The 24,971-nt window shown below is 32.4% G+C and carries 33 protein-coding genes; all 33 read left to right on the top strand.

Going from position 1 to position 24,971, the window contains the following annotated elements; all coding sequences use genetic code 11:
- Positions 1-206: 206 nt before the first annotated feature.
- Entirely contained in the window at positions 207-614 is a 408-nt protein-coding gene (locus tag M0D21_RS08105; protein WP_248328215.1) for a hypothetical protein, read from the top strand.
- A 341-nt stretch (positions 615-955) separates the two neighbouring features.
- Positions 956-2,440, top strand: coding sequence for a S41 family peptidase (locus M0D21_RS08100; protein WP_248328213.1), 1,485 nt, complete (start codon positions 956-958; stop codon positions 2,438-2,440).
- A 141-nt stretch (positions 2,441-2,581) separates the two neighbouring features.
- Positions 2,582-3,412: a trypsin-like serine protease gene (locus M0D21_RS08095; RefSeq protein ID WP_248328211.1), complete on the top strand. Its 831-nt coding sequence runs from the start codon at positions 2,582-2,584 to the stop codon at positions 3,410-3,412.
- A gap of 318 nt (positions 3,413-3,730) precedes the next feature.
- Positions 3,731-4,162 carry a hypothetical protein gene (locus M0D21_RS08090; RefSeq protein ID WP_248328209.1) on the top strand — a complete coding sequence of 144 codons (432 nt, stop codon included), beginning with the start codon at positions 3,731-3,733 and terminating at the stop codon, positions 4,160-4,162.
- 167 nt (positions 4,163-4,329) lie between these two features.
- Positions 4,330-4,902 carry a hypothetical protein gene (locus M0D21_RS08085; protein ID WP_248328207.1) on the top strand — a complete coding sequence of 191 codons (573 nt, stop codon included), beginning with the start codon at positions 4,330-4,332 and terminating at the stop codon, positions 4,900-4,902.
- A gap of 100 nt (positions 4,903-5,002) precedes the next feature.
- On the top strand, positions 5,003-5,506 hold the full coding sequence (locus M0D21_RS08080) for an energy transducer TonB (protein WP_248328205.1): 504 nt from the start codon (positions 5,003-5,005) through the stop codon (positions 5,504-5,506).
- Between the two features lie 421 nt (positions 5,507-5,927).
- The gene (locus M0D21_RS08075) at positions 5,928-6,284 is read left to right on the top strand and encodes a hypothetical protein (protein WP_248328203.1); all 357 of its coding nucleotides are present in this window, start codon (positions 5,928-5,930) and stop codon (positions 6,282-6,284) included.
- 78 nt (positions 6,285-6,362) lie between these two features.
- Complete coding sequence (locus tag M0D21_RS08070; RefSeq protein ID WP_248328201.1) at positions 6,363-6,884, top strand: hypothetical protein; 522 nt, start codon at positions 6,363-6,365, stop codon at positions 6,882-6,884.
- A gap of 188 nt (positions 6,885-7,072) precedes the next feature.
- Positions 7,073-7,465, top strand: coding sequence for a hypothetical protein (locus M0D21_RS08065; protein ID WP_248328199.1), 393 nt, complete (start codon positions 7,073-7,075; stop codon positions 7,463-7,465).
- A gap of 155 nt (positions 7,466-7,620) precedes the next feature.
- Complete coding sequence (locus M0D21_RS08060) at positions 7,621-8,289, top strand: hypothetical protein (RefSeq protein ID WP_248328197.1); 669 nt, start codon at positions 7,621-7,623, stop codon at positions 8,287-8,289.
- A 384-nt stretch (positions 8,290-8,673) separates the two neighbouring features.
- The gene (locus M0D21_RS08055; RefSeq protein WP_248328195.1) at positions 8,674-9,414 is read left to right on the top strand and encodes a hypothetical protein; all 741 of its coding nucleotides are present in this window, start codon (positions 8,674-8,676) and stop codon (positions 9,412-9,414) included.
- Positions 9,415-9,536: 122 nt separating this feature from the next.
- Positions 9,537-10,532 (top strand): hypothetical protein, encoded by a 996-nt coding sequence (locus tag M0D21_RS08050; protein WP_248328193.1) that lies wholly within the window; start codon positions 9,537-9,539, stop codon positions 10,530-10,532.
- A 782-nt stretch (positions 10,533-11,314) separates the two neighbouring features.
- Positions 11,315-11,977 carry a 3,4-dihydroxy-2-butanone-4-phosphate synthase gene (ribB, locus tag M0D21_RS08045; protein ID WP_248328191.1) on the top strand — a complete coding sequence of 221 codons (663 nt, stop codon included), beginning with the start codon at positions 11,315-11,317 and terminating at the stop codon, positions 11,975-11,977.
- Positions 11,978-12,574: a Crp/Fnr family transcriptional regulator gene (locus M0D21_RS08040; protein ID WP_248328189.1), complete on the top strand. Its 597-nt coding sequence runs from the start codon at positions 11,978-11,980 to the stop codon at positions 12,572-12,574.
- Between the two features lie 125 nt (positions 12,575-12,699).
- Complete coding sequence (locus M0D21_RS08035) at positions 12,700-13,485, top strand: DUF4261 domain-containing protein (RefSeq protein ID WP_248328187.1); 786 nt, start codon at positions 12,700-12,702, stop codon at positions 13,483-13,485.
- Between the two features lie 132 nt (positions 13,486-13,617).
- Positions 13,618-14,199 (top strand): Crp/Fnr family transcriptional regulator, encoded by a 582-nt coding sequence (locus tag M0D21_RS08030; protein WP_248328185.1) that lies wholly within the window; start codon positions 13,618-13,620, stop codon positions 14,197-14,199.
- A gap of 63 nt (positions 14,200-14,262) precedes the next feature.
- The gene (locus M0D21_RS08025) at positions 14,263-14,886 is read left to right on the top strand and encodes an FMN-dependent NADH-azoreductase (protein WP_248328183.1); all 624 of its coding nucleotides are present in this window, start codon (positions 14,263-14,265) and stop codon (positions 14,884-14,886) included.
- 166 nt (positions 14,887-15,052) lie between these two features.
- Positions 15,053-15,802 (top strand): DUF6597 domain-containing transcriptional factor, encoded by a 750-nt coding sequence (locus M0D21_RS08020; protein WP_248328181.1) that lies wholly within the window; start codon positions 15,053-15,055, stop codon positions 15,800-15,802.
- 33 nt (positions 15,803-15,835) lie between these two features.
- A complete protein-coding gene (locus tag M0D21_RS08015; RefSeq protein WP_248328179.1) occupies positions 15,836-16,123 on the top strand; it encodes a YdhR family protein in 288 nt (95 codons plus the stop codon).
- Between the two features lie 52 nt (positions 16,124-16,175).
- A complete protein-coding gene (locus M0D21_RS08010; RefSeq protein WP_248328177.1) occupies positions 16,176-16,703 on the top strand; it encodes a DinB family protein in 528 nt (175 codons plus the stop codon).
- Between the two features lie 128 nt (positions 16,704-16,831).
- On the top strand, positions 16,832-17,245 hold the full coding sequence (locus M0D21_RS08005) for a hypothetical protein (RefSeq protein ID WP_248328175.1): 414 nt from the start codon (positions 16,832-16,834) through the stop codon (positions 17,243-17,245).
- Between the two features lie 34 nt (positions 17,246-17,279).
- On the top strand, positions 17,280-17,756 hold the full coding sequence (locus tag M0D21_RS08000) for a hypothetical protein (RefSeq protein ID WP_248328173.1): 477 nt from the start codon (positions 17,280-17,282) through the stop codon (positions 17,754-17,756).
- Positions 17,719-18,348, top strand: coding sequence for a nucleotidyltransferase family protein (locus M0D21_RS07995; RefSeq protein ID WP_248328171.1), 630 nt, complete (start codon positions 17,719-17,721; stop codon positions 18,346-18,348). Before M0D21_RS08000 ends, M0D21_RS07995 begins: the two co-directional genes overlap by 38 nt.
- 137 nt (positions 18,349-18,485) lie before the next feature.
- Positions 18,486-18,929 (top strand): hypothetical protein, encoded by a 444-nt coding sequence (locus tag M0D21_RS07990; protein WP_248328170.1) that lies wholly within the window; start codon positions 18,486-18,488, stop codon positions 18,927-18,929.
- A gap of 208 nt (positions 18,930-19,137) precedes the next feature.
- Positions 19,138-19,608 (top strand): hypothetical protein, encoded by a 471-nt coding sequence (locus tag M0D21_RS07985; protein ID WP_248328168.1) that lies wholly within the window; start codon positions 19,138-19,140, stop codon positions 19,606-19,608.
- Positions 19,609-19,669: 61 nt separating this feature from the next.
- Positions 19,670-20,149: a GNAT family N-acetyltransferase gene (locus M0D21_RS07980; protein ID WP_248328166.1), complete on the top strand. Its 480-nt coding sequence runs from the start codon at positions 19,670-19,672 to the stop codon at positions 20,147-20,149.
- A 59-nt stretch (positions 20,150-20,208) separates the two neighbouring features.
- Positions 20,209-20,511 carry a hypothetical protein gene (locus tag M0D21_RS07975; RefSeq protein WP_248328164.1) on the top strand — a complete coding sequence of 101 codons (303 nt, stop codon included), beginning with the start codon at positions 20,209-20,211 and terminating at the stop codon, positions 20,509-20,511.
- A 203-nt stretch (positions 20,512-20,714) separates the two neighbouring features.
- Positions 20,715-21,323 carry a Crp/Fnr family transcriptional regulator gene (locus M0D21_RS07970; protein WP_248328162.1) on the top strand — a complete coding sequence of 203 codons (609 nt, stop codon included), beginning with the start codon at positions 20,715-20,717 and terminating at the stop codon, positions 21,321-21,323.
- 35 nt (positions 21,324-21,358) lie between these two features.
- A complete protein-coding gene (locus tag M0D21_RS07965) occupies positions 21,359-21,808 on the top strand; it encodes a DMT family transporter (protein ID WP_248328160.1) in 450 nt (149 codons plus the stop codon).
- Positions 21,805-22,527, top strand: a complete 723-nt coding sequence (locus M0D21_RS07960; protein WP_248328158.1) for a GNAT family N-acetyltransferase — start codon at positions 21,805-21,807, stop codon at positions 22,525-22,527. Before M0D21_RS07965 ends, M0D21_RS07960 begins: the two co-directional genes overlap by 4 nt.
- A 3-nt stretch (positions 22,528-22,530) precedes the next feature.
- On the top strand, positions 22,531-23,160 hold the full coding sequence (locus tag M0D21_RS07955) for an NAD(P)H-dependent oxidoreductase (protein WP_248328156.1): 630 nt from the start codon (positions 22,531-22,533) through the stop codon (positions 23,158-23,160).
- Between the two features lie 355 nt (positions 23,161-23,515).
- Positions 23,516-24,109: a hypothetical protein gene (locus tag M0D21_RS07950; protein WP_248328153.1), complete on the top strand. Its 594-nt coding sequence runs from the start codon at positions 23,516-23,518 to the stop codon at positions 24,107-24,109.
- A gap of 149 nt (positions 24,110-24,258) precedes the next feature.
- Positions 24,259-24,720, top strand: coding sequence for a RidA family protein (locus tag M0D21_RS07945; RefSeq protein ID WP_248328151.1), 462 nt, complete (start codon positions 24,259-24,261; stop codon positions 24,718-24,720).
- Positions 24,721-24,971: the final 251 nt, after the last annotated feature.

Genomic DNA, 24,971 nt, shown 5'->3' with positions numbered 1-24,971 from the left:
CAAAGCCTTATTATACTACTTAAGAGCATACAACCTCTGGTAGCGATAAGCTGTTATCCTCTAGTGATGTTTTATTAAGTTTTTAGGGTAACATTTAGGCCTTTGCAAACACTTACTATTAGTTACCAAAAACTGCAACATCATATAAAAGAAGTATAGTTACCTTTAGTAACTATATACACTTGTTGTAGGCAATTTCAATAAAGATGAGTAAAAAACAAATAATCATATATCAAACTTTTTCTTTCCTATTGGTAATTCCATTTTTATTGTTGATTGAATTAATTGATTCCAATTATAAGCTTAGTATTGGTTTCTGTATCGGATGGATAGTTGGAAATATTGTTAATCAATTTTGGTCTAAACCTGTTTATATAGATAATATCTATTTTGAAAATAATTCTCTGACGATTGAATATTTAAATCCTCTGTTGAAAAAGGGAATAGAAAAATATGACTTTGAAAAAATCTCTGATTTCAAAATAAAAAAGAAATCTCTCTTCGATAGATCTGGAAGAATAGAATTTAAATTTGACGAATCCGTTATAAAATATGCATATCTGAAAATGGATAAAGAAAATATTGTAGAAAAGACTACAAAATTATTTAATTAAAAAACTACCTTTAACAGCATATATATGATCATAGTAACCAAGCAATTCACCAACTGGCATCTGTACCTTTTATAATATTTTATGCTTTAGCAGCGAGATTTTACCAACCCATATTATAATACTTAGGGGCATACAACCTCTGGTAGCGATAAGCTGTTATCCTCTAGTGCTGTTTTATTAAGTTTTTGTGGTAACATTTAGGTCTTTGCAAACACTTACTATTAGTTACCAAAAACTGCAACATCATATCTAAGAAATATAAGTAACTTTGGTAACTACATACTTATATTGTCCTTCATTATGTACATTGTAGAAAAAACCTGAATTAAATACTTAAACAAGTGACAAACACCTTATTTAAATTAGCTTTTTTATTGGCTTTAACAATCTCATTGCCAATTTTAGCTCAAGACAGCCTTGTTTTTCAGCCAGAGCAAATGCACAAGGATTTGGTTAAGTTTAAGACTGCCTTGATTAAAACACATCCAGGTGTTTATGAATTTCAAACACCTGAAGAATTTGAGCAATTTACAAATCAATTAATGTTAGAAACATCTAAGCCTCTAGAGGGTAAAGCATTTTACAATGTTGTGTTGAAACTTATTGCCAAAATTCATGACGGGCATACTGGTGCATATCCCAAAGATCCACTGAGGGAGTCTTTCAAAAAACATAAGCGATTACCTTTCGAAGTTTTTATTAAAAATCAAAGGATTTACATTGTTAGAAACATGAGTAACCTATCGATTCCAAATGGTTCGGAAATTATTTCCATAGATAATGTTCTCTCCAATGAAATTGTTTCTAAAATGATTCGGCATTATTCTGCTGATGGAGTAACTATTTCGGCAATTGAACACTATCTTGGAGTATCATATCTATCATTTAGCCGAACGTACCCTATAGTTTATGATGCCAAATCGACCTATGAAATAACATATAAAGACTATGTCACAAGAGAAATTAAGACTAAAATAGTCACATCAATTTCAAACCAGGAATACTTAAAAATTGAACTCGAACGATATGGAACGAATTCTAATAAGTATAAAGAAAAAGCTTTTGACTTTACGATAAATGAGAATGAAAAATATGCCTATTTACAAGTAACTCGTTTTTTTAAAGACAGTTTCCAAGAACCAGAAAGTACATACCCCGATTTTTATAAAAAGTGTTTCAAAGAAATTGAAGAAAGGAAAATTGAAAATCTGATTATAGACCTTAGAGATAATGATGGTGGCAAAGTTAGTAATGCTGCTCATTTATTGAGGTATTTTGTGAAAAATCCTTTTACACCCGTAAATGAAACTACAACAAAGGGAAATGATCAATACTATCTGGATTATAATGATAATGAAAATGGACTTTATCTCGATGAGCAATTTGGTTTAAAGAAAAAATTAAATGGAGATTATAAGGTTACAGATTTTGACTACCTAACAGGGTTGAAAGTTTTTAAACCTATCGATGAATATGAGTATAATGGTAAAATTATTGTTTTAATTGACGGTGGAGCATCATCGGCTGGAGGTTCGGGAGCAGCAATTATACAGGAATATACTGATGCCATTTTCGTTGGAAGTGAAACATTTGGCACTGCAGGAATTAGTAATGGGGTGAATAAAATTTATGTTTTAGGGAACGAAACTGGGATCGTCTTAACAATCCCGGTTATGCATTCAGATATTGCCGTAAACAAACATTTAAAAAGAAGAGGCGTATTGCCCGATTATGAAATTTCAAATAACATACACGATATTATTAACAAAAGGGATGTTATGATGGAATTCGTTGTAAAAAACCTATTGAATAGAAGTAAGAAATAAAAAAATGAGGTACAACAATTTGTATATGTCGCATTTGGCAGGAAAACGCAACTTACAATAGATATTGTAAATCCTATTAAAATCGTAACAAATCATGAAGTAATTCGTCTTAAGTTTTTAAGCATATCTCTAACTACAATTATGAAAAAAATTTTGTTTTTCTTACCAGTATTAGCACTAACTGCATTTACATTACCGCAGAACAATTTTAAGCCCTTCGGAATAATAAGACACGATACCGATATTAAGAAATATATCGAATTGGGACAACAACCTGAATTTGATTGTGTAGGACGGTATTCTGAATCAATTGAAAGTAATGATTATGCCGTAGGCGTTTTAATTTCTCCCAAGTGGGTGCTTACAGCATCTCATTTTGTGCAAAAGACATCTTTCTGGAAGTTTGGAGATAATTTCTACCAAACCAAAAGAATAATCAAACACCCCAAACTTAAACCTGGTGCTCAAGAAGCCCAATGGAACGGATGGGATATGGCATTGATAGAACTAGACAAACCCGTCTTGGATATAACCCCCGCTAAACGGTATTATGGAAATAAAGAACTGGGACAAACAATTACTAAAGTTGGATATGGATACATTGGAAACGGAAACGACGGAATGGACAATCCAAGAAAACAAGAGAAGCTAGGAGGTCGAAACATTATAGATGCAATTGGAGGAACATTCGAAAACAGAAAATTTAGCACCGATGTTATGGTTTGCGACTTTGACAACCCCGATAATCCTGAATCTAATCACTTTGGATCGCCAATTCCACTTGAGTTAGAAATAGGGGGATCGAAAGGAGATAGCGGAGGCGGAATTTTTATGAAAGAAAATGGTGAAACATTCTTTGTAGGAATTGTTTCTGGAGCCCTAAACCGACAAATTAAATATGGTTCGGTAATGGCTTTGGCACGAGTTTCAACAGCAAATGAATGGATTGACTCCATTATTGAAAAAAAATAAAGCTCTCTATACAACACAATATATGTGCTCATAGCAACTAAGTAATTCACGGCCTGTTATTGTATTTTTATAATGATTTATGGTTTTCAAGGCTATAGCAGCGAGATTTTACTAAGCCTTATTATACTCCATAGGAGCATATAACCCCTGGTAGCGATAAGCTGTTTCCTTCTAGTGCTATTTAACTGAGTTTTAGGGTAACATTTAGACGTTTGTAAACACTTACCATTAGTTACAAACAATTACAACATCATATAAAAGAAATATAGTTACCTTAGTAACTATATACACTTGTCACCAAACAATGGAAAAGAATAAATGAAAGCCTTACTGAATATAGTAACTCTGACTATCTTTTTATTTTTCGGACAAAGTAAACAAACTAAATTAAACGGAATTTATTACTCTATCGATAATAAATTTGAAAGGTGGTCAATAATGGAGTTGACTGAAAATGGAATATTTAAATACAAATATGGTTTAAGTGCTTGTCAAGGAGAAATAACTGGAACTTATTCAATTAACAACAATAGAATTCGATTTAAGAATGATACAGAATTCATGAAAGAATATTTGGAATCCGAAAGAGATTCTTTGATTAAATCGGATTCAACTTTTATTGGAATTGGAATACCAATTTATCCTGACTTAAGTTTAACCGAATGGAAAATAAAAAAGAACTCAATAAAGCCGATTTCGGAAATTGATTGCGGTTGTATAATAGAAAAAGGAAAACATAAGAAAAAATAAAAATCGTTTGGTAACAATTGCGGCTGAATTCCTTAATCGGAATTCATTTCAGATTTGCTACCTTAGCGACTCATCGGAATGTTTTCTTCGTCAGCACTGCAGCTCGCCCGCTGCTATCGCAGCGTCGTGCAACAAGCCATTCACAGAACGTTAGCTACAAGCTGAAAATGAACACTCAAAAGATAATATCAATACTCTTTGGAATTTTAGCAATTTATCTAATAACTGAATTTTTATTAGATAAATCGGATAAAAGATTAAGGTCATTTGATAAAACATATGTCTTAAAAGAGAGCTTAATTATTTCTGATAAGTTTAAAACTGATTTTAAATCATCATATGGAATTAGATTAGACTTATTGAATGGAAATTATAAAGGAATGGCTGACACAATATTTCCTTTAGAAATTGACTTAAAGATTCTGAAAAATGGAAAAGAAATAGAATTATTTGGAGATTATAAAAAAAGTTATTTCATAAATAATAATGAGGCTCAACTTGCAAGTTTTATGAGCAAAAAGAATGCTGAATATGAAATAGAAATGAATATTCACGATGCTGAAATTGAAAGAAACACCAAAGAACTTAAATTATATATAGAAACCAATGTTCCTGCACCTAGTTATGAACTGTATTTTGACAGAGAATTTAAATGGGTGTATCAAATTATAACTGGTATTGTCATATTAATTTCATTAATTACTGGATATTTTGGTTTTCGAAAAAAAGCCAGCAGCTAACACGGTATATAGCAAATAGGGCGTTCGGTTGTTTACGAAAGTTCCTTGTTTATTTGAAACACCGCCAAATCGTTGTGCGTCATTTAATAAAAATTGTGAATTGAACAAAATAATAGGAATTATATTGACAACTTTACTTCTGGTTTCTTGTAAGAATTCGGAAAAATCAAAAACGGAAAACAATTCTGAACCTGAAAACGAAATCACTCAATCGGAATTTAAAAAAGTGGAATCTCAAAATTCGCTGAACTTGGAATACCAACTTTTGGACGAAAATGACGAACAAATAAATTTTTCGAGTTTAAAGAAAATGCCTGAATTCCCAGGCGGACTCGATTCTCTGACTAAATTCATTCAACAGAATTATAAATTTCATCAAGGATTTACGGAATACATAAATGGAAAAGTTAAATCGACTTTTGTAGTTGACACTCTTGGAAAAGTGGTGGAAATAGAAATAATTGAGGGATTGAGAAAAGATTATGATGATGCTTGTTATAAAGTAATATCCAAAATTCCTGATTGGAAACCAGCCGAATTAGAGAATAACAAAAAAGTGAAAGTGAAATTTCTTCTGCCATTCAAATTTGTGGCTGAAGAATAAAAAACGATCGCGCAACAATATATATGTGCTCATAGCAACCAAGTAATTCACCTACCGATTATTCTACTTTTTATAGTAGTTTATGGTTTTTAAGGCTGTAGCAGCGAGATTTTACCAACCCATATTATAATACTTAGGGCATACAACCTCTGGTAGCGATAAGCTGTTGCCTTCTAGCGATGTTTAACTGAGTATTAGGGTAACATTTAGCCATTTGTAAACACTTACCATTAGTTACATACAATTACAACATCATATAAAAGAAATATAGTTACCTTAGTAACTATATATACTTGTTGTACATAATAGAGAAATGAATAAAGAAGAATTTTACAATAATCTAATCAAAGCAACTGATACAGTATATCCTCTTACTTGTGAAATGGTTATAAACAAACTACCTAAAAACTTTAAATATGTTGTGAAAATCTTTTCAAATTTCAGAGAAGGTCTTGAAGAAGGCGAAATGACTTTTCCTGATGTGGAAAAACTTAACCAAACAACAGCCCCCATTGAGGCAAAAGAGGTAATTGAAATTCTATGGATGGACCACGCGATTCCAGAGTGGATAAATATTCAGGTAGAGGACTATGATGAGAATTATACTTATTTCTCTTTGGAATGCTGTGGGAGATATTCAAAGCTTAGTAATCATTTATATCACATAAAGGAAGGCTATCCGCCATTTCATTCTTTAAGTCCAGCTTTACCATCAGATTCATTGAATGAAGATGACGAGATAATCTCAAAATTTGATATAAACTGGAATAAACAATAAACTATGTACAACAACACCTAAACTGCATTAAAACGCAGCTTAGCCAAATGTTGTAGCGCATTAAAATTAAATAACTGAATGAATTTAGCCAGGCATTGCGAATTATGCGATAACCAAATCGTTAGTTTAAAGGAAGGGACTACCTGTAAATTGACAAACAAAAAACCAGAATTTAATAAAACTTGTTCAAAAATCGAATTGAGGGAAAAGTTCGAACAAACACTTAAGGAAGTAAACATTCATTATGAACAGGTTAAAAGAACCAAAATTGCTTCTTATGTAAATTTTGGAATATTTCTTTTCATAAGTTTATTTGTAATGTTCGGTGGATACTATTTAGGTAAATACGCATTAGACAGTGGAGTTATTTCCACTGTTCCAATTATAATAATGGGAGTTGGATTCTTAATTTTACCAATGGCTTTTGGACCATTAAACCGATACAGACAAGACGTAAATGCCGCAAAAAATAAAAAGGATAAAATAGACGAGGTTCTGAATTTATATAACATTGACTATACCATTGATCTAAAATTTGGAAAGGAAATTCATGGAACTCAAGAAGTTTATGCGGATTTAAAAATAAAAGGGTTAAGGTAAAACGCACTACAACAACATGTATAATTAATTGCGGCTGAATTCCTTAATCGGAATTCATTGCAGATTTGCTACCTTAGCGACTCATCGGAATGTTTCCTTCGTCAGCACTGCAGCTCGCCCGCTGCTATCGCAGCGTCGTGCAACAAGTCATATACAGAACGTTGTAACACATTTACCAAAATAAACTAATGGAAAAAACTTTTTTTAAAAACCAAACATTTCAAGTTTTAATAATAGTTGCTCTTGGACTTCTAATTTGCTGGAATCTATACACATTTTTAATTTCGAAAAGTTTGGTTGCACTTATTCCTACTTTAATTCAAATGATTGTTCTAGTCCTAGTTTTGATGAAACATAAACATGCAAAAATGGGAATTAACGTTTGGGCAGTAATACTAATGCTCGGAGGTGGACTTGTAATTCTTGGCAAGCTCATAAAATTATTCATTGGAGATGATATAATGGATGGAATAGGAAAGTTAGTCTTAAATATAATTATATTCTCATCCGGACTTATTATCTATTATTACAATCAAAAAACTGTGGAAGTAAAACGGACGGACGAAAAAGTGATAGAGTAAAAAACGTGTTACAACAACGTGTATAATTAATTGCGGCGGAATTTCCTCAATGGAAATTCACACACATTAATTATCTTTAGCAACGGTGGAAAGTACTCGCGTACTTTCTCACAACTAATCATACACAAAACGTTGTAGGCATTAAAAAACACTTTATGTTTAACTGGTTTAAAAAAAATAAGCGAAAAGCAGAATCTGAATTTCTCAAAACAAATTCTCAAGAATATTCTTTTCGCTGGTTTGAATTAGGTGATAGCGATAATCCTTTTAACAAAAAAGTGTTAGATGTAAGTTCTTATACAAGAACAACAATGGCTTTTACTAAGGAAAAAGCTGTGGCAGAAAAGTATAATGAATTAAGAACATCTTTGGGAAAGGAATTAATTGAAATTGATACATCAGATTTCGATAAGACATCTACCAATCTTCAATATCCACATAATGGAGATAAACTAGAAGGCATAGCATTTAAGTCTGATTCTATGGACTGTAAATGGGACATATACGCTTATGATGGTTATTTACTTTTTTCCAGAAGTTGGGACGGACAATTAGTTTATAAAGCTAAATATGGTATTAGTTCTGACAAATTAACAATATCCGAGATACTATTTGACAATTATTTATCAAAAGACGAAGCAATAAACGATGTTCATTTCTTGATTAAAACTCATGCAATCGGACAAGCTTTTCCTCACTTAATCCCAAAAGAATTAAAAACTGAAACGGAAATTGCTCAATGGTCATTTACTAAATTCGGAAATCGAGCTTATTATGCCTGTTATGATGACATAACGGATACTGTTGTTAATTCAAAAGAATAACCACCTACAACACGATACATGATGTCATAGCAACTAAATGGCTAACAGATTGGTCTGTGTATATTTATGAAGGCGCAATGCTTGCGGAATGGAAAAGTTAGCAACCAATGCGCAGTTTTTGTCGAAATCAGGGTAATAATTTGTCCTGCTACGACACATATATTAAACGTTAGCATTCATTATGGAAGCAATTTTTGAAATTATAATTATATTAATCTTCTCCTATCCTGGAGCAGGTTTTAGATGGTTTATTTCAAGATTTTGGAAATCTAAAAAAACGTTCAAGGATTTTTTAAATGATGATTCATATATGAATGGGATAATTGGTTTATTAGTACTTTCTGCTCCTATAATTATATATAATTTAATCTAACCAATTACAAAATGGGAATATGTAGATTGTGTTTGAAAGACAAAAAATTGATTAAAGCACATATAATTCCAGATTTTATGTACAAAGGAATGAAAGACGAAAAAAATGTATTTCATTCTATAAAAGGAATTTCTGATGAGATCAAACCTATCCCATTACAAACCGGAGAATTTGACAAAGGAATACTTTGTGAAGATTGCGATAATAGAATACTCGGAGGCAAATATGAAAGGTATGCCAAGTCATTAATTTTTAGTGATAAATTAAATCTGGAAACTTATCCAACTTATAAAGCGGAAAATGGCAAGGATTTTTCAATACTTAATGATATTAATTATGACAAAATGAAATTATTCTTATTATCAGTATTATGGAGGGCAAGTATTACAAATAGACCTTTTTTTAAAGAAATTGATCTAGGATATAAACACGAATGCAGAATTAAGAAAATACTTTTTGAAAATATTATTCCAGATGAATTAGAATATCCCATATTAGCAACCTCTTTTTCTCAAACAAAACATCCTTTGCAACAGATAATCGCACAGCCAAAAAGAATAAAATTTGCTAATAATATAAATGGATATAGCTTCTCAATGAGAGGTTTGAATTTTATATTTTTAGTTAACTCAATAAACCATTCTTTACCCAAAAGTATGACGGAATCAATATTAAATAAAAACAATGAAATGACAATTTTTTACCATAAAAACAAACAGGATTTTAATATTTTAAACTCTATTTTAAAATAAAAAACGAATGCTAACAATTTGTATATTGCATATGCCGCCTTCGGCAGGCAAACGCAACATACAAGAGAAGTTAGCGCAAATCAAAAAAAATGAAAATCATTTACTACATAATGTTTATTTGGATGACATTAATTCTTTTCGCTTCTTGTCTATCAAATAAAACGGAACTTCTTAAAAATACAGGATGGTATGACTATGGTTTTTATGGTAAAGTTAAAAAGAGCGTTGAGCATATTTATGACATGCGACCGGATACTACAGTCATTGAAGGAAGAAAATCAAGAAAAATTAGAATAAATAAATTATTATTTGATCTTGATTTCGAAGTAAATTTTGACGAGCAAGGAAGAACTATAAAATATCGCCCTAATATAGGAGGACATATATCTTTTTTTGAATATAATGACCAAAATCAGTTAGTAAAATTGAGAAAATGTAGCAAAATTAACGATAAGGATAAGGATTGTAGTGAACTTATAGAATATTTATATGATTACGAAGGAAATTTGATTGAAGAATCAAAATATGAAAGGAGTTATTACGATAATACCAGAAACAAATTGATTAATATATATATATATAGATTAGAAAAAAAATACAATAAACACAATGATATAATAGAAGAAAATTTGAAACTGTATGATTATGAAACTGATTATGAGAATAACGATGCTGAGAAATTAGAAAGTATTGAGATACGTAGTAAAGTTTTTCAAAATGAATACAATAACAATATGCAGTTGATAAAACAAAAATTTGTTCTAAAAACAAATGACTCATTGATTAAAGGAGATAGGTGGATTGATTATGAATATGACGACAACGATAATTTGATTAAAAAATGGACTCACTTTGCCTCCTACGATGATATAGAAACTTATTATTCTGATGGAAAATTAAAAATAAAAAACAGTAATACCTGGAGTGGTCCAATTAAATGTTATTATTTGGAAAATGGAGATGTCGATCACGTTGAATCACCAAAAAGTTATCATAATACAACCATTAAATGCGAGTATGGCGAATATGATAAGGTTGGCAATTGGACAAAACGAATCATTTACATAAAAGGTATACCCAAATATTACACCGATAGAAAAATTGAATACTACGAATAAAAATGCGCTAACAGTTTGTAATATGCATATGCCGCCTTCGGCAGGCAAACGCAACATACAAAGGACATATAAACAATAAAGCATATCGAATATATAATCCACATATACCTTTTCTTTCGGTTTTGGGCAGCAATGATTTACAATAAGAATTCATTGCCAAAGGAAACTAGAGTTTCAAATCCTAAAATGGAGACGGAAGGTATGTCTTGGACAGTTTTCTGGGAGGATGAGGGTCTACCAACCCCATCAATTAATTTGACTCGTGCCTTTGTATATGTAATCCATTATAGGACTTGTTTGATCATTGGAGACAAAAATAAAATAGGAAGTTATGGACCAAAATACTTTAACAAATTAATGTTCAAACTTGCAAAACTTTATTTTCCGGACTGGATCGGTTTTAACACGGAAAGGTGTTCATATGAACCTGAATTAGCAAATAGAGTTCTAAGGATCCAAAAAGTAGCTGAATGGCAGTTGAATAAAATGTTTGATAATGAAATCTAAAAAATTTACAACAATTTGTATAGTTCATTTGCTCCCTTGAGGATGCAAACACAACTTGCAAACCACGTTAACTTTAACACAGTAAAAAATTGCGTTAGTTTCTCGCCTCTACCCTATCAAGTCTGAACATAATTGAATGAATAAGACTCCCCTACCAGTAATACCTAACCTTAATAACACCTATCAAATCGTTTAATTTATTGACTTAGGTCAAATAGTTTGATCGTAAACAACACTAGTTTTGTACCCATATAAAAACCAATAAACGATTTAAAATGGTACTTGCAGAGTTAGATACACTAAAAATATTTGGTAACAGTAGTCAAGAACGTATAGAAAAAGCATTGGCGAATCTTCAAAACGGAAATGGAATTATCTTAACCGATGATGCAGATAGAGAAAATGAAGGTGATTTAATATTCTCTGCTCAACATATGACTATTCCTCAAATGGCATTGATGATACGAAAATGCAGTGGTATCGTTTGTTTATGTATGACCAATGAAAAAGCTGACTTTCTAGATCTCCCCTATATGACCGAGGAAAACACGAGTAATTTTCAAACTGCTTTCACTATTTCAATAGAAGCAAAAAAAGATGTTACTACTGGAGTTTCTGCCAAAGACAGAATAACAACTATTCAGGTCGCCTGTGATGAAAACACTACAAGTAGTGATTTGGCTAGACCCGGTCATATCTTTCCGCTAAGGGCAGACGATAACGGCGTTTTAGGAAGAAAGGGACATACCGAAGGAAGTGTCGATTTAATGAGATTGGCGGGGCTAAAACCCGAAGCCGTTTTATGCGAATTAATGAATGACGACGGTACCATGGCAAAAAATGACTCCATTTTACGCTTTGCCAAAGAACATGATATGATCGTAGTATCTATTCAAGATATTATTCATTATCGTAAATTTGTAAGAGACTATAAATAGATGACTGATTATAAAAAACTTACAAACTTCATAAAAAAGAATGTCGACATTACCAATGAAGATTTAAAAGTCGTGTTATCCTATTTTAAAACGATAAAAAAAAGTAAAAATCAAATCTTACTCCCTAGCGGTAAAAACAGTCAGGTTAGTTATTTTGTAAATAAAGGTTGTTTAAGATTGTTTTATATAGATGAGGAAGGGAAAGATATTACACGCTATATCGCATTCGAAAATCAATTCGCAACAGAACTGGTTAGTTTTATCACAAACCAACCTGCTCAAGAATCTATTCAAGTTATAGAAAACAGTGAACTGTTATACATTACTCATGAAGATTTTAGGCATCTTATGAAGAGCATTCCCAAGTGGAAAGATTTTTATACTGTGTATTTAGAAAAAGCATATGTAAATAATTCTAAAAGATTAAGCTCATTTACTACGCTAAATGCTTCAGAGCGCTATCAACAATTGTTTGAAGTTAATCCAGATATTGTAAAGCGGTTACCCAATAAGGTGGTCGCCTCTTATATCAATATATCACAAGAAACGTTAAGCAGAATCAAATCTAAATTCCTGCTGCAAAATGAAACAAGTTGAGTAAGAAAAAAGGATGAATTACCATTCTATTACTTCTTGTTGAATATGGTTACTTTTATATAAAAATATATGGTTACTTTTTGTAACTATGTACAGATGTTACCTGCAAGCTGAAAATCATAACTATGTTCAACATTTTCAAAAAGAAAGAAAAATCAGTTAATCAAGCTGAAAAAAGACCTAAAACGATTCTTTGCATTCCTGGAAATTGGAATAATAGAACAGAAATAGTAACTGCAATTGCAGAAAACAATATGAATGATTTCATTTTTGCTGGAATGGTTCTTTTGAATTTAAAAACCAACAAGGGATTTGAATTGGAAATTTGCGAAAGAGATGACAGAATGAAAGATTCTTTCAAATATGCAGGAATGGTAAATCAAGTATCAGAAGAATTTTTAGAAAAAATTGACAAGCACAAATTTGTTGTTTATCTGTCAGCAGAAACTGGTGATTTAAAATCTGCTACAGAAATTGCGGAAGCTGGAAATGCGATATTAAAATCTGGCGGAACTGGAATTAAAGTAGAAACAACTGGAAAAGCATTTACTAAAGAGCATTGGACTGAATTATTGAATGATTTTGAAGAATCGAACCTTTATCAAATGTACGTCTTGGATTCAATAAGTGACGGAAAAGGAACAACCTACACATGCGGAATGCAAAACTTAGGACTTAAAGACAGTATTGTTTACAATGAAGATTTCCAAGAATCAGTAAATCTACTTTCTATTTTTGGTTATTACCGACTTATAGACAAACCTGAAATTCAATCAGGACAGACATTTAGCACAGATATGGAATCGCCAATTTTTGAAATTAATGAAGAAAGAAATCAACCGAATATTGGAGATAAACTTTTTGAAAACCCATATGGAATGTGGAAATTAATAAGAAAATCCAGCAGGTAACAATGTATATGAAAAAAGGCGAGATAATAATAAAATCAAGGCATTTAGATTGCATCAATCTTTATGCTTAACCGAAAATTCGGTGCATCCAAACCGCCTACTTTTCATACACTAACGTTGGCAATAATTTGAATGAAAGAGCAACTAATCAAATCAATTTCAAAATATATTAAATTAAATTCTCAAGAGGAAAATTTAATCGAAACGTTTTGGATTGAGAAAATACTTGAAAAAGGAGATTATCTTTTGCGAAACGGTGAAACTTGTCGAACGGATAATTTTGTTGTTCAAGGAACATTGAAAGCATTTTACATAAATCCCGAAACAGGAAAAGAAGAAATCCTATATTTTTCAATTGAAAATTGGTGGGCCACAGACATTGAGAGTTTTCAAAAACAGAAACCTTCAATTTACAACATTCAAGCTATTGAAAAGACCACGTTACTACAAATACGCTACGACTCTTTTCAAAAAATGCTAAAGCAAATTCCAAAACTTGAACGCTTTTTTAGAATCATCCTTGAAAATTATCTCGGCAGTTTACAACGGAGAATAATCTTAAATAACGTTCTTGATGCAGAACAACGGTATTTGGGCTTTTTGGAAAATTACCCAGAAATTGCCGAAAAAGTACCAAACTATCTAATTGCTTCGTATTTAGGGATTACTGCTGAATTTTTGAGCAGAATCCGTAAAAAAATCGAAACATCTTAAACTACATCAATTTTTTTCACTTTCCCTATTCAGAACTTTGCTTCATAATCAAAATTAAAGAATATGAACAAGGTATTAATTATCAACGCAAGTGTAAGAAATGAAAAATCACACAGCCGAAAACTAACACAACTTTTTAAGGAAAATTGGAAAGCTAAAAATCCAAACGATACTTTCACTTATCGAGAAGTTGGATTAGAACAAATCCCTGCAATTAATGAAGAATGGATTGCTAGTGCATTTGTGAAACCAGAAAACAGAACAAAAGAAAACCAGGTAGGGGTTGAGTTCAGCAATGAATTGGTTAAAGAATTCAAGGAACATAATATCTATGTTTTGGGAACGCCAATGTACAATTGGTCAATTCCGAGTGGGCTAAAATCTTATATAGACCAACTTATGAGAATTAACGAAACCTGGAAATTTCGGTCAGGAGAACCTGATGGTGATTATGTTGGAATTCTTCAAAACAAAAAAATGTTTATCTTGTCAAGTCGTGGTGATACAGGTTATGGAGAAAACGAGAAAAACGAACATATGAATTTTCAAACAACCTATTTGAAATTCGTTTTCGGGATTATGGGAATAAAAGACATTTCTATCATCTCATTGGATAATGAAGAATTTGGTGGAGAAATATTTGAAAACTCTAAAAAAGAAATCTACCAAAGGATTGAACAGATTTAAAAACAGATGTTAACAAGGTCCATAAAATCATATAGATAAAGTCACAAGCTTTTACACAAAAATCCCTAGTAACCATCAACATAAAACATTTGACAATAGAAAGTACTCGACAGATAAATAGATTAAATATCAATACATAGCTTCAAATTAGTAAACACGTTTTTAAATGATTTACGTTCAGCAACAGGCTCATGAAAACCTTCAGGATTATGTAAGGTGCTATTGGAAAATTGAAAATAATAATGATCATTTCCAATCCTATACCATATTACCTGATGGTTTTTTCGATGTATTGATATGCTATCATAAAGACAATCTGGAAAAAGTGCTGTTAACGGGTTTATGGGACCAAAAAACCAATGTAATTATCTCACCCGGAACTACAATATATGGTATACAATTTAGACTACTTGCCGTTGAAAGTATAATTCAAGAAAGTATTACTCCGCTAATTAATACTATGAAGACGGTAAAGAACTCTTATTTGGGACTTACTGAATTTGAAAAAAGTGAAGATTCTATCTTTTTTGAGCACTTGAACCAATGCTTACTATCATGTGTTGAAGAACAAGTTGCAATTGACCCCAGGAAATCGATTCTTTTAAAATCGATTAATCAAACCAAAGGGAGTAAAACCATAGCATATTATTCGGAGAAAGCCCTCTGGTCGAAGCGACAAATTAATCGATATTTTCAATCTACTTTCGGGCTTTCCTTAAAAAAATACTGTAGTATTCGAAAAGGTGCTTCTAATTATAGCCAGATAAAAAATGGAGATCTGTTTCCTCAAAAAGGTTATTTTGACCAATCCCACTTCATAAAAGATATCAAGAAAATAACAGGATATACTCCCAAAGCATTGTTGAAAAATGAAAATGACCGATTTTTACAATTTTCAATCATAAAAAGTAAATAAATTGTGACTATATAAATTCAAAATCTAAGTTTTATGATATTGCAAATTATTAGGTTAACATCAGATTTACCAGAAGAAGAATTACAAAAAAGAGCAAAAGATAGAGCGCCTAATTTTAAATCTATTTCTGGTCTTCTTCAAAAATATTATATAAAAACAAGCAATGAGGGTGAATATGGAGGGGTATACATATGGGATTCACTACAGTCTTTACAAGCCTATCAACAAACCGATTTAGCCAAAAGTATTCCAGAAGCATACGCCATTAAAGGAGTTCCAGATATCGAAATTATGGATATTATTTTTCAACTAAGAAAATAAGTAGACATTCTTTACCAATTGCTATATAGATTGCATAATTCGCAAATTTCATATGATGACAAAAACAGAAGTAATCGAAATCTTAAATCAGAAGCATCAAATACTATATGACTGGCTCAAAAGTCATCCCAATGAAAAATGGCCCAAAGGCCCCGAAGGTAAATGGAATACTGGTGAGCATATTGTTCATTTAATTCAAAGTGAGAAAGCCTTAAATAGAGCTTTCCTAGTTCCAAAATTTTACTTGAAATACAAGTTTGGAACTAATAAAAGAGACAATCGCTCTTATGATCAAATCGTTAAAAAATATCAAGGCAAACTTGCTGACAATCCTGGTGTGGTTGCAGATATTTCTAAAAAAATGCCAATAATTAAGCCCTCTAATAAAACTTCATATATCAACAAGCTGGAAAAGCAACAAACGAAACTTATCAAGCGATTCCAAAGATGGAATGAGCGTGATTTAGATACTTTCCTACTTCCACATCCTCTTTTGGGCAGAATGACGATTAGAGAAATCGTAATTTGGACAGCTTACCACACCGAACATCATTACAAAATTTTGAAATCAAACCATTGACACAGTATATAAAATAGCAGTTAAGAGTTACACTTCAAGTTCATTTCTTTTCTGCTATCTTTGTTTAAGTCTAACATTGGCCTATGTACACCTGTTACTTTTTTACGCACTAACTTGACGCAAACATTATGAAAAAGCTTTTAATTATACTATTTATCATTCCTCTTTTATCGATGACAATTGAGAATGATAACGCTAAATTTATCGGAAAATGGGTCGGACAGGATGAAAATGAAATTGGATATTTAAACTTTGATTCAGAAGGGTATGCATACTTCGAAATGCAGGGACAAATAATAGGCGGAAAAGAATTTGTTCGAAATGGAAAAAAAGGAAGCATGACCTATGAAATAAATAGTGAAACAAATCCAATTCAAGTAGATTTAATAGTAACCTTGTTTGAGAGTAATGAACAAAAAAAGCTACTCTGTATCTCAAATTTCATCGATGATGATACTATGAAATTTGCCATTGGCTTTGAAGGAATACGACCAAAAGAATTTGATTCAAATAACTCAATAATTTTAAAACGAGATAAATAAAAACGTTTTACGACCAGGGCTATAAACAATTGTAATGGAAAGCAACGCCTCCCAAAAAACAAATTACCACGGTAAGGTAACCATCCCAAACCCATTGTTACATCAAATTCTAACCTATATCGTTGTGCTATTTTTTTGCTGTGTAACCCTAATATCTTGTATCTGGGCTGTTACCCTCATGACAACAGAAGGGTTTTTATCTGTAGGTGGTGTTCCTGTGATTATCTTTTTTGCAGGGTACAGTTCCTATGTAGGCTTATTAGTATTAAGGTATAGAGCTGCAAAAGTTACTTATGGTGAAAAGGGCTTTACAATAACCCAAAGAGGCAACAGTACTAGTTACATTTGGTCAGACATCGTGAAAACCAAATACTATGGTATGTTTCAGGTTTTAAAACTATCTAATGCCAAGGGTAAAACTATATATACTATTCACGGCATAACCAGGGCGAACAAACAATTTATTCAAAAGATTGGCAAAACTGTGGGATTTACTACCGATGTATTTTGAACTTGATATGAATCTTAGCTTAGACCATGAACTCATACGAATAATCGAATCTGACAAATGGATGATCGAAATCTTAAGACTTGTTAGAGATTTGCATTTAAATGATTGTTGGATTGGGGCCGGCTTTGTGAGAAATAAAGTTTGGGATGAAAAACACGAAAAAGATAGATCTGCATTGAACGATATTGATGTCATTTATTATGACAAATCTAATCGAACCAAAGAGGATGATCTACAAATAGAAAACCAACTAAGAACGCTTCGCCCAAAATTGAATTGGTCTGTAAAAAATCAATCGAGAATGCATATCAGAAACGGTCATGAACCATATACCTCTTGTTACGAAGCCATTTCTTTTTGGCCCGAAACTGCAACTTCGATAGCGGTACGATTGAATCTCAAAAACCAAATTGAATATATCGCACCTTACGGGTTAGAAGATTTATTTAATCTTGTAGTGGCACCTACCCCAAAATTTGATTTGACCACATACAAGAAGAGAATTCAAAAGAAAAACTGGAAAGAAAAATGGCATAAACTAGAAATAAAAACGACCTACAGCACCACATACCCAACCATAACACCACTATGAATAGTGCCTTTACATTGCTCCTATCCTTTTTACGGATCATCATGATATTTTTTCTTTTTATATCCTGTACTACTGAGAAAAAACATCAAGAATCAAGAAATAATACAAAATTAAAATACAAGGTTAGAAATCTAATCTTGCAAAAGCACAACACACAGAAATTAGAAGAAATTGAGTGGGATATCGTTAAATATTATGCGCTATCTTCTATGTCCAAAAGTTGGAAAACCCTTGAACCAAGAGTAATAGATTTAAAAGCGACACAACAAGAAGATGAAACTTTCGGAAAATCAGTATTGTTTAAGTTTAGATATACTTTTTTAGATACTACAAATGTTATGACAAAAGATGTGTTTTATGGCAAGTATTTCCCTGAAAAAGATTCGATTGGCAATCTTATGTACTTTACTGTAGCACATTCTATGTATTTTATCAAAACAAATGGAAAAGGTTCATATGAAGACTTTTTTGATAAAAACCCAGAATTTACCGTGATGAAAAGAAGGATTCTTGGTAAAAAGATGAATCATGATATCATAGAGAGTCTTGAAAAAGGATTGAAAAAAAGACAAAAAGAATAAAACCGTGTATTACAATTGGCACATTGTATATCCTCCGTTCTAAACCAAATTCACTTTCCCATAAATGCAATAGTATATTTACAATCAACCACAATTATATCTTACCACATATGATGTTGTTTTTTATACAGGAATACTATTATTTTTATAGAAAAATATATAGTAACCTTTTGTAACGATATATAAAAGTTAGTAGCAATCAACATAAATGAAACGAAAACTAAAAGCGATAGGATATTGGAAAAGTATCTTTGAACCAGAGTTTCCTGATCCAATTAATTTTGAAGACTCTAATTGGAATGTAAAAGATAAGGAATTGGTTTTAGAACATTTAGGAAGAGGTAAGTCTATCGCTGATTGGATGGGAATCAGTTGGTGTCGATATCGATGCGGAGAAAAGGATATGGGAGCGAGTTGTATGTCTGATGGAGTATATATATTTCCTGAAAAGCTGAGTCATTATTTAGAACACCATCATGTTAGGCTACCTGATGAATTTGTAGAACATATTAAAACATACGAGCCTGTTAAAATACTGTCGAATCGTAGTCAGTATACTATTGATTATGATTGGTGGAAGCAACAGCAAGGATTCAATAACCATGTAACATCAAAATCTTATCTAGCTGCAACTGATGAAGAATTGATCAGATTTGAAAAAAGAAAAACTACTAACTAGAGGCAAAAATATAATAAAACACAAAGTACGCGCAACACTAACATCAATTAAGAAAACTGAAATGAAAATTAGAGAAGCACATAGAAATGAGTATACCATTTCTACCGACAAGGATAAATTAGATATTTTAAGCATTCACAAATTCCTTGCAAACGAAACCGATTGGGCAAAAGGGATTCCCATCGATACTTTAAAAACATCAATCGAAAACTCTTTAAATTTTGGGTTGTATGACCAAAACAAGCAAATTGGCTTTGCCAGAATAATTTCAGATTATTCGACCATTGCCTATTTGGGAGATGTGTATGTTCTAAAGGAGTATAGAGGAAAGGGATTAAGTAAATGGCTGATAAATGAAATCATGGAGCATCCCAATCTTCAAGGATTAAGACGCTGGATTTTGTTAACAAACACAGCCGAATGGCTTTATAAAAAGTTTGGGTTCACAGAAGTACCTCATCCTGAATTTTATATGGAGAAACATGACCCAAATGTATATGGCGGCATAGCTACAACAAATACCAACGATGTCATAAAATAAGCATTCAATGTTGGGTAAATCCATAACCTCGAACAAAATCAAAAATCGAACCCCGTGAGATGATACACTTAACACAATTAATTTATCTAAAAGAAGGGAAAGAAGATATATTTCATGAATTTGAAGCCATCGCTATTCCTACCATTCTAAAATATAATGGGCGGCTTACCTTACGTATTCGACCAAACGATAATGTTGTCATCGAAAACACTATAAAAGTTCCCTATGAAATTCACCTGGTCGAATTTAACACTCAGGAAGATTTTGACAACTTTAAAATGGATGAAGAACGAAAAAAGTTTCTCCACCTAAAAGAGGAATCTATTGAGTCTACTATTTTAATTCAGGGAGTGCAATTATAGTAACAAAGTAAAAGCTTATACCCTCTATAGATCATATCACGCAAAGAAAAGTATAAAAACGAGTGTATACCTAACCTCAGTCATAATCATATCGTACTGCAATTATTATTTATGAAGGAATACTAGTATTTTTATAGAAAAATATATAATTATCCTTTGTAACCATATATAGGTTGGCGTAATATAGACAGACAAAGTACCACATGCTAGCATACGAGACATTTGTAAAAAAAGTACTTACCAGATATAGTCCGGTAAGCAATGCGTCTGTCTCCTTACTTCTATCAATTTCTAGAGTACAACAGTTAAAAAAGGGAGATATATTACTTGATATCGGTAAAATCTCCAGAGAGAAACATATTTTGTATAAAGGCGCCATCGTATCTTATTTTATGAATAGTAATGGGGATGTATATCATAAGAATATTTTTTTGGAAGAAGATTTTGTGGGGTCTACAGTCTCCGCCTTAAAAGAAAAACCATCAGAATTTGCTTTGGAGGTTATTGAAGATGCAACATTAATAAGTTTCGATCACAGAAAGTATCATGAACTTATTGCCAAGCATACCGATCTCAAGAACTTATATATTGCATATCTCGAAAAAAATTGGGTCATAGATAAAGAAAGACGAGAAATAGATATTGTTTTAAAAGATGCAAACGAAAGGTATCTTGACTTTATTAACAATCACCCAAAAATAGAGACCCGAATACCACTACATTACATTGCCTCACATCTTGGTATAACACCCACACAACTAAGCAGGATTAGAAAAAAAATCAAAAAAAATGATTCTAATCAACATATGTAAAGGAAAAGATCGTTCATCTTGGCCACCTTTGCCATATGAAATCAATACTTCTTTATTTACTTGCATGCATCGGAGGTGTATTTTTAGCTGTACAGGCCGGATTTAACACACAACTAGGAGCAATTTTAAAACAACCCATCTTAGCTGTAATCGCAACTTCAATCGCCAGTACAATCTTTGGGGTTATTGTCTTTTTATTCATCGGTAAAGAAACGTTTCAACTTCAAAGTGTCAGAAACGTACCATGGTACTTATGGTTTACAGGTGGTCTGTTTAGTATGACAGGTATTTCTCTATACTTTTATACAATACCCAAAATGGGAATTTCTAAGATGATTGCTCTGGGATTGTGCGGACAACTTATCTTTTCTCTAATAGCGGGAAAATTCGGATGGCTAAACCTCCCGGTAGAGCCCTTAACATCAAAACGCTTAATAGGAGCTTTTGCGATGATAATAGGAATCATATTAATAAACTCAAAATGAAAAAAACAACACTAAATATTCACAACTTAGTTCTCTTATGGGAGCTGGCGGGGAGATCATCTGGTGGTTTTAAAAAGGGTACAGCATACTCTGTATCTACAGTTGAAAACTCAGACTGGCCCAATAGAATTTGGGTTAACAATACTACATCCCAAGCAACAATACAGGATATAAAATCTGAAATGAACGATAACAATCAGATTACTTTCTCTCATTTTAATGAAGAAAACAAAGAAACAAGCGTAATGCTTGACCGCGGGTTTAAAATCAAATCATTACAATACGGCATGAGTTTATCTCTTAACTCAAAATTCAACATCGACAACAATCTTATTCTTGATAGAGTTCATGATACCATGAATGCAAAATTTTGGAGTCAGGCATTTTATGAGGCATTTCGCTATAAAATTGCTGCAGAAACGATCACTAAAACAAGTGATACTATTGAGTATTATCTTGTAAAAAATGAACAAACCCTGGTAGGAACTATTATTCTATTTGTTACCAACAATACCGTTGGGATTCATAGCTTAGGAATTATACCCTCTCAAAGAAAAAAAGGATACGCAAGAGAGATCATGAACACGGTTTTAAACATGGCTATAGATCGAAATTATCATCTAGCCACATTACAAGCTTCTGAAATGGCCAAAAACATGTATGCCAAAATGGGGTTTTCTTTAGACTTTATGATGGAGAACTATACACTAAAACTATAAATCATGAAATACATTATAGACCAGGAATGGCGTTATGCCACAAAAAAATTCGATCCCAATAAAAAGATATCGAAAGAAAACATAGACCTCATCAAAAGAGCTGTACAATTGTCTGTTTCCTCTTACGGATTACAAACGTATAAAGTGCTTATTATCAAAAATCATTCAATTAGAGAACAGCTAAAACCCGCATCATGGAATCAGAGTCAGATTACTGATGCTTCACATGTAATCGTTTTTTGTAATTATACTCAGGTAGCACCACAAGTTATAGACGATTACATCAATCTAACCGCAAAGACAAGGAAACTAGATATAGAAGTACTTAAAGGTTATGGAGATTTTATGAAGATGAAGGTTTCAGAAAAATCACCTGAAGAAATATGTAACTGGACCAAAAACCAAACTTATATAGCACTTGCAAATTTACTTTCGGTCTGTGCGTCTCTAGAGATTGATGCTTGCCCAATGGAAGGGTTTGAGGCAGAACAATACAACAAGATTTTAGGATTAACCGAAAAAGGATTAAATGCCTCTGTAATTGCAACGATAGGATATAGAAGTAATGAAGATGAATCGCAATACTTGAAGAAGGTGAGAAAACCAATTGAACATCTTTTTGAAGACATATAAAATACTACATACACACGATATATGCATTACAGCGGTTTGGGTACTAACTCAAATCGCTTTTTTGTTTTACTACCATACAAAGACATGAGATTTACTTACAGAAATTTACATTTCTATCCTATAAATTGTCCAAAACCAACAAACAACCTGTGTACTGCCAGTTCTACTTTTGCGGTATGAAAAATTACAAATTTGACAATCACTGGTATCTTGGTTTCTTAGGGTTTGTGGGTATATACAAATTCCCCGAGGTTATACATTACTTTCAAGGGCAAGGGTCTATTTGGGGACTGCTCAATCTATTGTGGTTCACTTGGTTCGCTTACTTTCTTCCAGAATCGGCAAAAACATCTAAATGAAACAGATACACCATTCTAGGTTTTACCTAATGACTTTGGCTACTTCAAGAAACTTGAGTTTTGCCCTTTTGTTTGGGTTACTTTCACAGCTCTTAGCGGCTCAAAACAACCCTGAGTTAGATCTGCAACAATTGCATATGATTACCTATCAACATACCTACAGCAAACATTACCAAAGCTGGTCGGTACAATACCGTGAATTCAAAAAAGAGTCTAAGAAGTTTCAAATACCAATTACCCTAAGTTTTGGTACCACCAATATCAATAGTGATTTTTTGGCGGATAAGAACATTAAAGATGTAGACACCTATGCTTTGGGAATGGGGTTTGATGGCTATGAATATCTAGGCAGTGGGTTTTATTTTAATCTGGGTATTGGGGTGTCCCCCGGTTGGGAAACTGTCGAGCGCATTACGAGCGAGAAAAGCACGAAGTTTTTAATTGGGGGTAATATCAACACAGGGCTATTATATGTTCCTTTTCCAGATTTTGGACTTATGATAGGAGGCAAAATAACAGGTAAGTTATCGAACTCCAGGGTATTAAATCGTGCTGTAGGTTTTGCGATTGAAGCCGGTATCAATTTTTAGATTACTGCATACAATAAAATATAAAAGTAAAAGCGATTTGAGTCCTAACTCAAACCATTTTTTCGTTCTAATAAAGTATATTGTAACGCCAAAAGTAGTACCTATACACCCCCACTACTCACACCTAACAAAGACCAGAATTGAACACCATGAACCCAAAAGAAAACCTCGCCAAACTAGAACTACAATTACCCGATGTTTCAAGCCCAGGAGGAAGTTACGAATCGGTAAACGTTAGAAAAGATATCGCCTATATCGCGATTCAATTTCCTATTCTTAATGAAAAATACAAATACCAGGGACGTTTGGGCAATGAAATTTCTACCCAACAAGGATATAAAGCTATGGAGCTATGTGCTTTGAATGTGCTGGCACAGATCGATAAAAAAATTGGTTTTGAAAATATTGTGGGACTCAATCATATCGATGCATACTTTCAATCGGGAGCAGATTGGGACGACTCCCCCATTGTGGTAAACGGAGCCTCAGATTTGTTTGTAAAAGTGCTGGAGGAAAAAGGAAAACATTCCAGAGCAATTTTTGGAGTCGAAAAACTACCTCGAAATTTTAGTGTGGGATTAACCGCTTCATTTACCGTTGAGATGAAATAAACAGGAATATATCATTTAAGGGGCATTATAGCTACAACCCCGAAAGCTCCCCTTACAAAAGGGAGCTTTCGATCGAAACGCAAACTCAACTCAATCACTCATAATTTTTGTTTGTTTTTTTCACTACTAACTTTAGTTATCAGTCTGAAACATCCAATAAAATTTTATCCAGTGGTTATACTGACCAAATCAGTTTGATAATAGTACAAACTGGAATTTTTAAACCCATTTTTCACTACTAACTTTAGTTA

The sequence above is a fragment of the Aquimarina acroporae genome (genome assembly GCF_023195925.1).
GTDB lineage: Bacteria > Bacteroidota > Bacteroidia > Flavobacteriales > Flavobacteriaceae > Aquimarina > Aquimarina acroporae.
Note: the sequence above shows the minus strand (reverse complement) of the source record. Positions and strands in the feature narration are given on the sequence as shown.